12 protein-coding genes are annotated in these 13,442 nt (G+C 54.7%); 8 read left to right on the top strand and 4 right to left on the bottom strand.

Annotated features, from left to right (window positions below; genetic code table 11):
- Positions 1 to 115 precede the first annotated feature (115 nt).
- Together HG15A2_RS16555 and HG15A2_RS16550 are read left to right on the top strand one after the other, a co-directional pair.
- Positions 116 to 1,327 (top strand): hypothetical protein, encoded by a 1,212-nt coding sequence (locus tag HG15A2_RS16555; protein WP_145061456.1) that lies wholly within the window; start codon positions 116 to 118, stop codon positions 1,325 to 1,327.
- Positions 1,328 to 1,341: 14 nt separating this feature from the next.
- Complete coding sequence (locus tag HG15A2_RS16550; RefSeq protein ID WP_246117766.1) at positions 1,342 to 1,677, top strand: amidohydrolase; 336 nt, start codon at positions 1,342 to 1,344, stop codon at positions 1,675 to 1,677.
- Between the two features lie 43 nt (positions 1,678 to 1,720).
- Here HG15A2_RS16550 and HG15A2_RS16545 read toward each other — a convergent pair whose 3' ends face one another.
- Both HG15A2_RS16545 and queC read right to left on the bottom strand, forming a co-directional pair.
- Positions 1,721 to 2,422, bottom strand: a complete 702-nt coding sequence (locus tag HG15A2_RS16545; protein ID WP_145061452.1) for a 7-carboxy-7-deazaguanine synthase QueE — start codon at positions 2,420 to 2,422, stop codon at positions 1,721 to 1,723.
- An 18-nt stretch (positions 2,423 to 2,440) separates the two neighbouring features.
- Positions 2,441 to 3,151 carry a 7-cyano-7-deazaguanine synthase QueC gene (queC, locus tag HG15A2_RS16540; RefSeq protein ID WP_145061450.1) on the bottom strand — a complete coding sequence of 237 codons (711 nt, stop codon included), beginning with the start codon at positions 3,149 to 3,151 and terminating at the stop codon, positions 2,441 to 2,443.
- A gap of 416 nt (positions 3,152 to 3,567) precedes the next feature.
- Here queC and queF point away from each other — a divergent pair, with 416 nt between their 5' ends.
- Both queF and HG15A2_RS16530 read left to right on the top strand, forming a co-directional pair.
- A complete protein-coding gene (gene queF, locus HG15A2_RS16535) occupies positions 3,568 to 3,924 on the top strand; it encodes a preQ(1) synthase (protein ID WP_145061448.1) in 357 nt (118 codons plus the stop codon).
- A gap of 65 nt (positions 3,925 to 3,989) precedes the next feature.
- Entirely contained in the window at positions 3,990 to 5,003 is a 1,014-nt protein-coding gene (locus tag HG15A2_RS16530) for a sugar phosphate isomerase/epimerase family protein (protein WP_145061446.1), read from the top strand.
- Between the two features lie 38 nt (positions 5,004 to 5,041).
- On the opposite strand, the gene HG15A2_RS16525 is transcribed toward HG15A2_RS16530, so the two are convergent.
- On the bottom strand, positions 5,042 to 7,945 hold the full coding sequence (locus tag HG15A2_RS16525; RefSeq protein ID WP_145061444.1) for an FHA domain-containing protein: 2,904 nt from the start codon (positions 7,943 to 7,945) through the stop codon (positions 5,042 to 5,044).
- A gap of 665 nt (positions 7,946 to 8,610) precedes the next feature.
- Between HG15A2_RS16525 and HG15A2_RS16520 the strand changes: the two genes are divergently transcribed.
- Both HG15A2_RS16520 and HG15A2_RS16515 read left to right on the top strand, forming a co-directional pair.
- Positions 8,611 to 9,051: a TraR/DksA family transcriptional regulator gene (locus HG15A2_RS16520; protein ID WP_145061442.1), complete on the top strand. Its 441-nt coding sequence runs from the start codon at positions 8,611 to 8,613 to the stop codon at positions 9,049 to 9,051.
- A 65-nt stretch (positions 9,052 to 9,116) separates the two neighbouring features.
- Positions 9,117 to 10,307, top strand: coding sequence for a S1C family serine protease (locus HG15A2_RS16515; RefSeq protein ID WP_145061440.1), 1,191 nt, complete (start codon positions 9,117 to 9,119; stop codon positions 10,305 to 10,307).
- A 51-nt stretch (positions 10,308 to 10,358) separates the two neighbouring features.
- On the opposite strand, the gene HG15A2_RS16510 is transcribed toward HG15A2_RS16515, so the two are convergent.
- Positions 10,359 to 11,342 carry a nucleoside hydrolase gene (locus tag HG15A2_RS16510; RefSeq protein WP_145061438.1) on the bottom strand — a complete coding sequence of 328 codons (984 nt, stop codon included), beginning with the start codon at positions 11,340 to 11,342 and terminating at the stop codon, positions 10,359 to 10,361.
- A 230-nt stretch (positions 11,343 to 11,572) separates the two neighbouring features.
- On the opposite strand from HG15A2_RS16510, the gene trpD reads away from it, so the two are divergent.
- Positions 11,573 to 12,598 (top strand): anthranilate phosphoribosyltransferase, encoded by a 1,026-nt coding sequence (gene trpD, locus HG15A2_RS16505; RefSeq protein ID WP_145061436.1) that lies wholly within the window; start codon positions 11,573 to 11,575, stop codon positions 12,596 to 12,598.
- Between the two features lie 35 nt (positions 12,599 to 12,633).
- On the top strand, positions 12,634 to 13,440 hold the full coding sequence (locus tag HG15A2_RS16500; protein ID WP_246117765.1) for an MBL fold metallo-hydrolase: 807 nt from the start codon (positions 12,634 to 12,636) through the stop codon (positions 13,438 to 13,440).
- Positions 13,441 to 13,442 lie beyond the last annotated feature (2 nt).

Below are 13,442 nucleotides of genomic sequence, written 5' to 3'. Positions count from 1 at the left end.
TGCCAGACTGATTCCTACCGAGAACGCCCTCCGTAGCGTTCTGCTATCAAAATCTGCCGTCCAATTCCTGTAGGGCACGTCCTCAGTGGCGATCCGCAAAAAAAAGTAGCAAATCATGCGAAGTCTGTTGTTTGTCGTCTCCTCGTTCGCCATCACCATCCTCTGTTGGGGTGCATACGGCCCGGTTCTGCATCTGGGGCAAGAGCAAATGGTGACCGACGCGGGACGTGCCGCCGGAGAGCATTTTGCCCGACTTCGCCCGTTTGTCTGCGTAGGACTCGCGTACTTTGTCATCGGCGTCATCGTCCCCGCAGCGCTGCTGAAGACCAAAGGGGAGAAGGGCGAGTGGACCGCCAGCGGGGCCATTTTGAGTTTGATCGCTGGCGCATTGGGGGCCGTCGGTGCACTGGGTATCATCATGGCGTTCAATTTCGGTGGTACACCGGTGTTCGTCATGCCGTTGGTATTTGGTGGCGCGCCGGTCGTGAATTCCTTCCTCACGATTTACATGGCGAAGAAGCTGCGCGAAATTGGCCCGCTTTTTCAGGCGGGGCTGATCATGGTGCTGCTCGGTGCGGTGACAGTGCTAACGCAAGCTCCTAAGAAGGAAAAGCCCGAGGCTGAAAAACCGGCGGTAGCCGCAGAAGCAGATGCCCCAGTCGCAGCGGCAGAGACTGAGCTCACTGACGAGACGGGTAGTTGGTTCTCCAGGAAGGTTCTGCAAATTCTTTCCATCGTGACCACCGTCCTCTGCTGGGGCGCGTACGGGCCGTTGCTTCACAAAGGTCAAGCCGCGATGGGACATAGTCGAATGCGGCCGTTACTGTGTGTTGGCGTTGCGTACTTTGCAATAGCCGTGGTCGTGCCAAATTTGATCCTGGCGGTCAGTCCCGAGCAAAGTCACTACGGCAATTTCTCCGGCACTATGTGGAGTTTGGCCGCAGGTGCCGCGGGGGCGATCGGCGCGTTGGGCATCATTCTGGCTTTCAACTTCGGTGGAAAGCCGGTTTACGTGATGCCGCTGGTTTTTGGTGGCGCTCCGGTTGTGAGCACGCTGATCTCCACTTGGGCAGCCGGCTTGGCAGGGCAGATTAGTTCCTTCTTCATGGCCGGAATGATTTTGGTGATCGCCGGAGCCGCGATTACGCTAGTTTTTGCGCCGCGAGGAACACCTCCCAAGCAATCGACTGCCCCGCCTGCCGAGCCAGATGACCCCATCAAACCGGCCGAACTTTCGGCGGCAGAGGCTTCCGCCATCGAGCAACGATCCAAAGATGCCATCACGGGTGGGACGAGAACCGGCGAGAATGGCGACAGCACAGTATGACTTCGCACGAATTGATGCAACGCTTGGACTCTGCGCTAACGCATGTTTGGATGGTTCGCACCTTCATCAAGCACAGTGAAGAAGCTGAAGAAGATGACGAATTGCGCGACGTGCAGCGAACGCTCTACGATTACCTCTTGTCTCTAGGCACCGCTTGGAAGGAACAAGACGGCGACGCGTACGTGCGCCAAGCGAAGAAAAAACTTACGAAGCTGCAAGCCGCGACTGTCGACTTTGCAGAGATTCAACCAGAGATTTCGACGCACATGAACTTTCAAATGGCAGTCCGCTCGCTACAAACGGCTGTTGAAGAGGTTGCGAGACTGCTAGAGACGTCCAAGCAACAGTAAGCCCCGAGCCACGAGCTGATGCACTTCGGCTTAAGAAGCTCACTCATGTACCCCGCACCGGTCCGAACCACTCGATTTGCAGCCTTGGGCAGAATGTCCAGCCCTGCTCCTCGCAGGCCTTTTGAACCCAGTCGTTTCGAGCGGCTAATTCCTCAGGCGAATTGCCTTGGGGCATGAGCATGATTCGCTCGGGATTGAGTTGCTCTGGATTGAACTGCTTAAGGCGAGAAACGTAAGCTTTGATCTCAGCAAGATCAGCCGGCTCATCGACGACAAACTTCAATTGATAGTCGTACTCGGCGATCAGCTGAGCTATGATTTCCGGTCGATCGCGTTGCCGTTCGTGGCGTCGTCGCCAACGAGTGTGCTCCTCACCACGGGGAGCGCTACCAGCGAGCTTAGGGCTGATCGACATGAGGTCGCATTCAACCGGCAAATACAGGGTGCCTGCGGTTTCGATAGTGATATGCTTGCCACTGGCTCGTAGAGTTTCGGTAAGAGGCAGCAGCTCGGAGAACAGCATCGGTTCGCCGCCCGTAAGGACTACGTGCTGGCAGTCCCACTCTTCGATCTCCGCGGCAATCTCATCGACCGTGTAGTCACAACCCTCGGGCTGCCACGAGGCATAGGGCGTATCGCAAAACCAGCAGCGCAAGTTGCACCCGCTAGCGCGCACAAACACGCTGTGCTTGCCCGTGTGCAAGCCTTCTCCTTGGATCGATTTATAGATTTCGGCAATCTTCATGGGACGCAGTGAGTCTGCTCAGGCAGTTGGTTGTGTTTGGTACGCAATCGGATCAATAAGCCCTGCCGTCTGAAACCCTTGATAGCGCAATTGGCAAGCGTCGCAACGACCGCAGGAAACTCCCGCACTGTTTGGCGAATAGCAAGTGTGGGTGAGCGCGTAATCAACGCCCAGAGCAGTTCCTTGAGATATGATCTGTGCCTTGGTGAGATCGATCAACGGCGTGTGGACTCGGAACTTCAGAGTGCCTTCGACGCCGGCTTTCGTTGCGAGGTTTGCTGTGTTCTCAAATGCGGTGATGAACTCCCCTCGGCAATCGGGATAGCCACTGTAGTCAACGGCATTCACGCCGATGAACAGGTCGGCCGCTCCTAGCACCTCAGCCTGAGCCAACGCCAGCGAGAGCATGACCGTGTTACGGGCCGGGACGTAGGTCACGGGGATGCTGTCGGACATTTCTGCTTCGGTACGATCCTGCGGAACGTCGATATCCGCTGTCAGGGCGCTGCCGCCGAGCGCAGCAAGATCGATCCTCAGCACCCGATGCGAGGCGAGCGATAGTGCCTCAGCCACTCGCTTCGCTGACTGAAGCTCGAAACGATGCCGCTGCCCGTAGTCGATGGTTAGGCCGTGAACCTGGTAGCCCTCGCTGAGCGCTATGGCGGCAGTGGTGGCTGAATCGAGGCCGCCGGAAAGTAGGGCTACCGCTGGTTTCTTTTCGTTACTCATAAACCGAATTGATCTCTCGCGGTGATGTTTTTGGAATCGACTTAGCCTCTGATGCGGTAAATCCTGCCTGCAAGGCTTTTTACCACAAAGGACGCAAAGAGCACAAAGGCTGGTAGTCAGAAGTTAGCTCTTATGTTCGCAAGTAATTAGTAGCTCTTCGGCAGTAGTTCTTCAGTATTTATTGGTGGATCCTAGCTGAGTCACCCGAGTGTATCCCGATATGGCTAGATGACGAATCAACTCTCTGTGATCTTCGTGAACTTTGTGATTTAAGGGTTAATCGTCAGAAATCTCGGTCGGCTCCAGCCTCTGGGGCCTCCCGTTGAAATTCTGTTGCATCATGCCACAATAGCTGCTCCCCAAGTAGATAGATATGTCTGCCTCCTAGCCAACCCGAGAAGAATAAACGAGCCAAAATGAGTGAGTCACGAGATCTGCTGGAAACCTTCGAGAACCAGTACCCCCATCGCGATTACAAGATTGAAATTGTGGCTCCTGAGTTCACCTCGGTCTGCCCCAAAACAGGCCAGCCCGACTTTGGGACGATCACCATCACTTATACGCCCAATAAGAAGTGCGTTGAGCTGAAGAGCTTGAAGTTCTATCTGCAAAGTTATCGCAATGAGGGCATTTTCTACGAGATGGTCACGAACACTATCGTTGACGACTTGGCGATCATGCTTGAACCCAGGTGGCTTAAAGTTGAGGCGGCCTTTGGCGCTCGGGGCGGAATTACCGAGACAGTTGTCGTCCAGTACTCCGCCGTCGTGTAGTCCTCCATAGCTATGGCAAAACTAACCAGCCCATCACTTTTAACATCGCCCTATCGAGACCCCTTATGCCCCATTTACCGAGCGTTATCCTGTCCGGCTTCGCCGACGAGGCTGCCAACCACAAGACAGCTGTCGAGCAGTTTGCTGCGTTTGCATCGCTGGGCTTGCAATACTACAGCCTGCGTTTTGTTGATGTCGGCAACGGCATTAAGAATGTGATGCAACTCAACAAGAGCGAAATCACCAAGCTGCGCCATCTGGAAGACGAGTACGGGATGAATGTCGCCTCGATCGGTTCACCGATTGGCAAGGTGAAGCTTGTGGATAAAAAGGACGGCACGAAGAATCGTTTTGTGCCGTTCAAAAAGTACCTCAAGAGCGAAGTACAGAAGGCATGCGATATGGCCCATGCCTTCGAGACAAAACTCATTCGTGGTTTTTCTTTCTATCACCCCAAGGGTGAAGACCCGTGGGAGTACCTGCCACAAGCCGTCGACCAGTTGGGCGAGATCGCCGATGTGTGCCATCGCAGCGATCTGACTTTCGGTCTAGAGATCGAAGCCAATCTCGTTGGTCAAACCGGGCAACTCATGGCAGAGCTTCATCGCAAAGTAAATCACCCGGCGATGGTCACAATCTTCGACGGAGCCAATATCGTTTGCCAAGGTTACAACACCAACGAGTGTATCGAGCAATACCAAGCGATGAAGCCGAGCCTGGGCTGGATGCACATTAAGGACTATCGCGATCCTCGATTAAATAAGCCGGTGGGACACGTAGACGAAGAGATGCTGAAGAACTTTGTGCCTGCCGACGAAGGGGACAGCGGCCACGTTCAAATTCTAGCGGACTTTGCTGAGGAGATTCCCAAGCTTGAGCGACGCCTGAAGAAGCGGGGTATTCCGGGAGTGATTCTCGATCTCGAACCGCACTTAAAAGGTGGGGGGCAGTACGGGGGCTTTAGCGGGCCTGACGGGATGAGTATCGCGTTGAAGGGACTTTGCCGCGTGCTCGACTACGTGGGTATCGACTACCATCTGCGAGATTTGGACGACGTGAAGGCGGCTCGAGGATTCTGAGATATGACCGGCTCGAAGCCCTAGGCTTGCGGCTCGGTCTACCTCTCAGAAACGCCGTCGATGGGTAGGGCGATCTTTCGCTTGCTGGGTTTTGAGCCGTCTTCAAAGCCGTTCCACGAACCGTCTCGAATCGCGCGAAGCAGGCAGCCTAAGAGTTGCACGCCAGAATACGCGCCAGCGATTGCCGTGACGGCTCCGCCCAGGAACATCAACCCGGTGAAGCTCTTGGCTGCATACATCAGGTAGCCGGCTGTTGGCAGAGCGATACCGCAGATGATGAGTTTGCTAATGGCGATCTCATAGTGCCGCCGTTTGCTGCTCTTGGCAATCGCGCTGCGTGCCGAGCTATTCGCTAGGTCACGTAAGGCTCCTAGGTCGGAAGTTAGTTTGGGTTTATTGGAAGACTGGCGAAGTTCTTCAATGCTAATCGGGTCTATGGGAGCAGTGTATTCTTCTTGCGTGGCGGTGTCTTGCTCCTTGGTGCGAGCTACCGGCTTCGGCTTCACAGCAGGCTTGGTTACTTTTGGTGCAGCAATAGGGCCATCACCGCGTACGCGGCTCATCATGCTGGCCATGTAGGCTTGCAGAGCTTCGTCTCCATCCTCTTCGACGTTTTCTTTCGAAGCAGGAAGGTGCTCTTCGTCCAAGAGTAAATTGGCTCTGGGGGCGGTCTCGGGCTCAACTTCTTCGCCCTCTTCCTCTAAGAGATGTGCGTACTGCTCTATAAACGAGGTCGACTGCGAACCACCGGTTGATTCTGGCTCGGCAGGCTGAGTTCTAGCAGCAAAGGGATCTTGCTTTGGGGTTCTCTGCTCCTCAGTAGTTGCACCGGCATCTTCAGAGGTTTCTGCTTCTACGGTTTCGATTGAGGCGTTGCCTCCGTCCGAAGTTGGCACATCGCGAAGCGCGTCGACCGCTTCATTCGTGGAGTTATCGACAGCTACCTCGAGGGTATTTTCTTCACTGACTTCGGGATGGGGCTCCTCAACAGCCTTGGAGGTAAAGTCGGACGATAATTGTTGGGTGGCCTGCGAACCGAGTTGAGTTAATTGCTCGGTTGCTTGATCAAGAAGTGCCTGTAATTCAGCAGAGCGGGTCTCGGCCTCGGTGCAGCGATTCCGCGAACCTTTCAGCTCTGTAGTAAGGAATTCGAGCTTTTCGACCACTTCTGCGAATTCTTCTTCCGTGGCTTCAGGTGCAGCGGCATTACTCTGCTGCAGAGCTTGCAATTGTTGCTCTTGTTGACTGGAAAGCTTGCGGAGTTCAGCAAGTGAGTCGTTGGCCATCGCAAGCTCAGCAGCTAGGCGATCACGCTCGCCGCTGAGTTGCTCGTTGTTGATTTGCTCAATCTCGGACTGACTGTTCTCGGCAGCATTCTTGAGATCCTTTTTCAGGTCAATAACCAACTGCGACTTCTCGGTCAGCTGGCTTTCCAAGCTGGCTTTCTCAAACTGCCAAGCGTCTTGCTTTTGTTTTTGCTCTGCGGCCACAGCCAATTGCTGGTCTGCCGAGCTACGCAACTCTTCCAGCTCACTCTTGGCAGCAGCAAGCTGTTCGAGTAGTTCAGCACGTTCTGTTTGGGAGCTAGCCAATTCAGCCTGGTCGCGTTCACGGGCTACTTCCAGTTGCTCGCTAAGAGCTGCGAGCGAAGCCTGTTGAGCGGTTTGTTCGGCAGTCCATTGTGACTTCTCTGTCAACCAAGATTCTCTTGAAGTTCGAAGTTCGACCAATTCCTCGTCACGCTGTTGGTTTAGTTCACTCAGTTCGGCGATGCGTTTCTCTGATTCGTCAACTGACGACTGCAGTGTTTCGCATCGCTGGGCAAGCGCACTGGCTTCTTCGCCGGCTAGCTTGGCTTGCGAGAGTTGCTCTTTGAGAGACGCGACTTCCTCGCTCTTCGTATTAAGCTGTTCTTGCAGCTCGGTGTACAGCCTTGTTTGTTCAACAAATTTTAGTTCCGTTGCTTTGAGCGATTCGCGAGTGGCTACAAGTTCCTGACGAACTTCATCGAGCTGGCGTTCCTGATTGGCAAGCTGCTCACCGAGAGCTTCCTGTTCTGTGGGTTCGTCTGCGTTGGCGTCCGTAAGCTGGCTCAGCTCTGCACGGATGCTGGCAAACTGCTCCTGTAACTGTCCGTTCCTCTCAAGCTGCTCGCTAAGTTCCTTTTGCGCCGTTGCGAGCTGTTCGCGTAAGGACGCAAGCTCCCACTCGGCCTGGCTATTGTCCCTGTTTTCAGTTTCTACACTCTCGGCGAGTTGAGTGCTAAGTCTCTCCACATTAGCTTGTTGAGCTAGGCGTTCTTGAGAGGCTGCGGCCAATCGCTTTTCGAGTTGCACGATTTCAGTAGCAAGTTGCTGCGCATTGCCACGGGACTGGCGGCAGCTTTCTACCAACTTACGACAGCGACCGCGATTACTTAGCAAACCGCTTGTCGCTTCAAAGACAATGCAATCGCTAAAGGCTTGCCGTGAGGCAGATTGCCCTGTAGTGACTGACTCGGATTTAGTCGGTACCGCATCAGTTGAATCCTGTGTCTCGCTTATATTGGCGTTCCAGTCGACTGGTTTATCGAAGGAGTTGGTACCCGAAAAGGCTGGCTTTGGGGTTATAGCTGCAAGCCATTCAAGTTGCACGTCTCCCAGCGATACCACGTCTCCCGGATGAATTGCTGCTGCTTGAACTGGGCTGCCGTTGAGTTGAACCCCTGTAGCCCAAGTGGTGAGTTGCATGCCATCGGGCTTTTTCGCCAGCACGAAGTGCAGCGGTTGAACTTTGCCTTCGGCGAGTTGCAGATCGCAACGCGCGCTGGAGCCAACGGTAAACTTCTCACCACGGAAGTCACGTAGCTGGGGCGAAGACTCGCCGGTCTGGACGCTGACCTGTCCAGCCTCACTTTGCAAGGCTTGATTTTCGGAGGGGGCAATAGGGGCAGTTGTGCTCATGGAATTTCAATTCGGATGCGACTTCTTGGGGAAAGCGGCCTTAGTGTGGACACCTAGACTTCCACGTTGGCGTTGTGCAAGGGTAGGTCAAAAATACAACCCACCCCTACAAAACACGTCTATCAAAGTCTGGAGTGACATAAAAGTTGGCCGAAACGGGCTCGCAGAGCCAGCATATTCGGCATTCTCGCTCCGCCCGTTATACGCCGGAGGTGACGAGGTCGATAAAAGAGTGCGTGGACCTAGAGATACCCCGCGGGTGAACATAGAATCCGGCGGCATGTCCATCTGCAGAAGTTGCCAATGGCCTCGCGAACACAGGACTCCCTAGCTGCCCTGTTAGCCACAAGTCTTTATCTTTAATAGAGTTGTGTCGATAAGAGCGGCGTAAAATACACTTGGAGTGGGAAACCACCACTAGAGTGACCTTTTTTCCGCCGTTTGCGTACTATAGTTACGTTACCTCGATGCCCGCAAAGTACGGCGTGGACAGGTGGTTTCACAACGAGGCTGGCGATCTAAATTGAGTCGTCTCCTTTGGTTGTGGCAGAAGGACAGAACAGAGAGTCCAGACAACAGGCAACGCAGACCGCACGCAGGATGCGAGAGAAAAGTAGACCGGCAGGAAACGTCTTGGCGTTACCACCGAACGAAAGAACAGAATCATGGCCCGCAAAGAATCACTCGAAAAACTGCGCGAACTACTCATTATGCGTCGCGACGCACTGCGCAGAGCCCTAGCTGGCGACCTTAGCCTGCTCCAATCGCTGCGCGAGCAAATTGGCAGCGATGTCGTTGACGCGGCCCTGGATGCTTCCCAAGATGAGATCAGCTCGAAGTTGGCTGAAGTTGAAAGTCGGGAGCTGGGCAACATCGAGAATGCGTTGGATCAGATTCGCAAAGGTACCTATGGCCTGTGCGAGATTTGCAACGGCAAGATTCCGCTGATGCGGCTCAAAGCATTGCCTTACGCAACTAGTTGTATCGAATGCCAACGAGCTGCTGAGACGGCAGGATCTACCGGAAGCTACGGCGGCGATTGGAGCCGGGTCATCGACGCGGCCTCTGATGTCGATGTGTCTCTGAGCGATCTAGAAACCACTTGAGGAGCGAGCGAGGCTAGCGAAAGCATCGCACGCGTCAGAGTTGACCTGCAGGAGTGTGAGCTTTCATGAGACGCTATCTAAATAAATCAAGCCGGTCACAGATATCTACTAGGCTACGCATCTCTACTCGGTCGCTCTGGCTGCTCTCTTGCCTAGCGTTTTTTTCGACTGCTAACCAGTATGTTTTCGCCCAGCAGGTTGCCAGTGCTCCCTCAGAGCGTGAACGGCTCTACGCCGAACTGCATCGAGACGTCGCCTCGCTAGAACGCGAACTGAGCATCTATAAGCGAGTTGTGCAACTCGTTTCGCCTTCGGTGGTCCACGTAGATGCCACGCCCCTACCACGCTACGGCTTTCGGCGTGATGTCGAGGAAGCGGGCTCTGGCGTTCTTGTGAGGCTGCGTGGGGCGGACTATGTACTGACCAATCGCCACGTAGTGAAACACTCCGACGAGGAGCATATCCGCCTGGAACTCACTGATGGTCGCGAGCTGAGACCGACCAAAATCTGGAGCGACAAGCAAACCGATGTTGCTGTGTTGGCAGTCCATGGTGAAGGACTTGTGCCGGCACGGATTGGCGATAGCGATCAGGCTGAAATTGGCGATATCGTGATGGCTTTTGGCAGCCCCTTTAATCTTCGGCAGAGCGTGACCCGTGGCATCATCAGTGCGAAGGGTCGCACAAATCTCGACTTGGGAGATGGGGAGGTCGACTACCAAAACTTCATGCAAACCGACGCAGCGATCAATCCGGGTAATAGCGGTGGCCCACTGGTGAATCTCCGTGGCGAGATCATTGGACTAAACACTGCCATTGCGAGCAATTCGGGCGGAAACGACGGCATCGGCTTTTCGATTCCTGCAAATATTGCTGTCCGAATCATGCGGCAACTCGTGGAAACGGGACACGTGGAGCGTGGCTTCCTCGGCGTAACTCTTGATGGCTACTTCGATGATCGCAGCGCACGATTCGTGGGCCTGCCCCGATTGATGGGGGCTCGTGTGAAACGCATCACCAGCAGTTCGCCGGCTGCGCTAGCAGGGGTGCAGCAGGACGACATCATCCTTCGTTTCAATGGATTGCCTATTAACAACGATCAGCACTTGATAAGCCTAGTGAAGCTCACAGAAATCGGTCGTAGTATCGAGTTGACTGTGCTACGCGATGGGCAGTTGCTTGAGAAGTCGGCACGTATCGCTCGATTGAACGACTTCACGGATGCCATCGAGAAGTCGCCCCCAGAAAAACGGTAGCAAAGATCGAGATCGAAGAGCAGTCGCGAAGAGCCATAAATGCGTGTGCGACTAGCTGTGTTGCAGTGCTCGTAATAGGCAATCTACAGTTGCCACCGCGTCAATCTCTACGGCCACATCAATATTGGCTTGTTCATTGGGCCTACGCCGGCGATCGATCACGGTTGCCCCGAGTGTAAGTTCGCCAGTGGTTTCTACGTCGCAGGGAAAAGATTCCGTCGTCAAGATTTCTGGATGAAGCACTGCAGCGACCGCGACCGCCTCGGGAACGACGATGCCTTCGAGTCCTAGCTTCTGATGAAATGCTTGGAAGGTTGGTGGCAGGAGCTTGTGCAAGAGACGCCCCAAGTTAGTGGATTCTTTCGGCAGATGATTCAGCGCGTCGAAAGTGAGCGAAGCTTGCGAAGTGATTCCTAACGGTAGCATGGTTTTTGTGGCTGGCGTATTGATCACGACTCGAGCTGCCTCGGGATCGCAGTACATGTTGAATTCGGCGGCAGGCGTCACATCGCCCGAACCATCATGCGTGCCGCCTACAATCATCAAGTGCCCCACCTTCATGGCGAGATCGGGCTCAACTTGAAACACAGAAGCCAGATTGCTTAGGGGCCCGCCAGCAATCACAGTGACGTCCCCGGGAGCCTTACGAATCGCGTCAGACAGTATCTTTGTTGAAGAATGCCTATTGTGTAGCTCGGCACACCCCAGATCGACTCCGCAGAATCCATCGGTGCCCCAGAGTTGCCGGTTGTCTGAGAGTAACTGCTGATCCGCATCCGCATTGCCGATACGCGGCCAGAGGGGCGGATCGAGTTGCTCGACAATTGCTTGCACGTTGTGAGAAGCCTGCTGTGGCGACACATTGCCGCCAGTGGCAGTCACGGCAACGACTTCGAGTCCCGGATCAACTAACGCTAGGCACACTGCCAGAGCATCGCCCACGCCTGGATCGACATCCAGAATGATTTTTCTCCTAGTCGAATCACCAGTCAGCGGCTGCTTGAGTGGCTGGGTGATTGGTTTTTCAGAGTCCATGCAGAAGATTTCCTAGCGAGGGTTGCCGCCATTCTGACACAACGGACACTGGCCAGTTGTTCCCAGTCGCGGCATTGCCACGGCAGCATTTTAGGCGTCGCAACTGGCTATCACAACCCAATTGCTGGGGAACTAAAGTAGGTTTCTCTTACACTTGCGCGGCTTTCTTTAACGGGTTAGAATGATGGCTTACCATTCCCACGTGCAAAGTTCGTTTTCACGGAACAATCATGGACCACGAATTTCAATCTTTGCTCGGCAAACTATCAGCTGGAGAGTCGCTGTCTCGCGCTGAAATGGCTGCTGCAATGGGCAGCGTGATGGGCGGGAATTGTACTGAGGCTGAGATCTCGCTGCTGCTCACCACGCTTGCTGCCAAGGGCGAAACTGTCGAGGAGTTGGCTGGCGCTGCACAAGCAATGCGAAAACACATGACGCCGATTCGCAGTCAGCACGAGAAGCTACTTGATACGTGCGGAACCGGTGGCGGAGGCAGTCAGACATTTAACATTAGCACAACCGCAGCACTGGTGATTGCTGCCTGCGGAGTGCCCGTCGCCAAGCATGGGAATCGCAGCGTGACTAGTCGTAGCGGGTCTGCGGACGTGCTCAGCGAATTGGGGGTCAACATAGAGGCCAGTGTCCCGCAGGTAGAACGCTGTCTGAATAACTTGGGAATTTGCTTCTGCTTCGCACCGCTTATGCACCCGGCCATGCGTCATGTGGGTAGTGTTCGAAAGAAGCTAGGCATTCGCACAATTTTCAATTCATTGGGTCCGCTTTCTAACCCTGCCAGCGCGACGCATCAGCTCATGGGCGTGGGCCTGCCGGAGATGCGATCCCCCCTAGCAGCGGCTTTGGCTCAGTTGGGAGTTCAGCGCGCTCTGGTGGTCAGCGGTGCCGATGGCCTGGGCGAAGTGACTTTGGGGGATGCGACGAACGTGACCGAAGTCGCTGCGGGCACAACGAAGGACCTCCAGTATCGCCCCGAAGATTTCGGTCTGGAGACTCAAAGCCTTGAAGCGATCCATGTCGCCAATCCAAAAGAAAGTGCGGCTAAAGTGCGTAGTGTCTTATTGGGAGAACCGGGACCAGCACGAGACATTGTACTGCTGAATGCCGCTGCCGGTTTGATCGCATTCGATGAAACAACAGATCCTAAGAGTGCCGTTGAGATTGCGGCTGCCGTGATCGACGATGGCACGGTTATCAAGCTGACTGAGTCCTTGGCCGAACTTTCTCATCAAGTCGACTAGTCCACTCCCCCCTACACTGAAACAAGGCAAAACAGTTGCCCAAATCGCCCACCACTCGAGACATCTCCGGTCAGCTGATTTTTCTCGGCACGGGGACCTCTGTGGGCGTGCCTGCCATCGGTTGTGGCTGCAAAGTGTGCACGAGCAGCAATCCCAAAGATAATCGCACGCGGTGCGGTTTAGTACTCGGATTGCCTGAAGGCAATCTACTCGTCGATACGCCGCCCGATTTGAGGCATCAGCTCCTGCGTGAACAAGTGGGCATTGTCCACGCGGTGATCTACACGCATGAGCACGCCGACCACATCTTTGGTCTCGACGATCTGAGGCTCATGCAGTTCTATTTGGGTGGCCCAGTGCCTTTATATTGCGAAGAGCCCGTGGAGGAGCGAATCCGCAAGTCGTTTGACTACGCATTTCAGTCAAAGAGCGGCTTGCATGCTGGAGCAATCCCGCAGTTGGAACCACGCCGCATCGGACTTGAGCCGGTAGAAATCCTGGGTGCGGCGGTCTTGCCAGTGAGGCTTAATCACGGACCTCGTTTGGATATACTTGGATTCCGTTTCGGCAAGATTGCCTACTGCACGGACACGAGTAAAATACCCACCGAAAGCATGGAAAGGCTCCAAGGGCTCGACGTTCTGATCCTCGATTGTTTACGGCGCGAACCTCACCTAACGCATTTTAGCTTGGGGCAAGCACTGGCCGTCGCGGAGCAGCTTAAGCCAAAGCGTACCTTGCTCACGCACGTTTCGCACGAACTGGGCTACGAGGAGGTCAGCCGGGAACTGCCCCCTGGTGTGGAACTCGCCTACGATGGCCTCTCGGTGCCGCTCAAATAAGC

Origin of the sequence: Adhaeretor mobilis (assembly GCF_007741515.1) — a bacterium.
GTDB classification, from domain to species: domain Bacteria; phylum Planctomycetota; class Planctomycetia; order Pirellulales; family Lacipirellulaceae; genus Adhaeretor; species Adhaeretor mobilis.
Note: the sequence above shows the minus strand (reverse complement) of the source record. Positions and strands in the feature narration are given on the sequence as shown.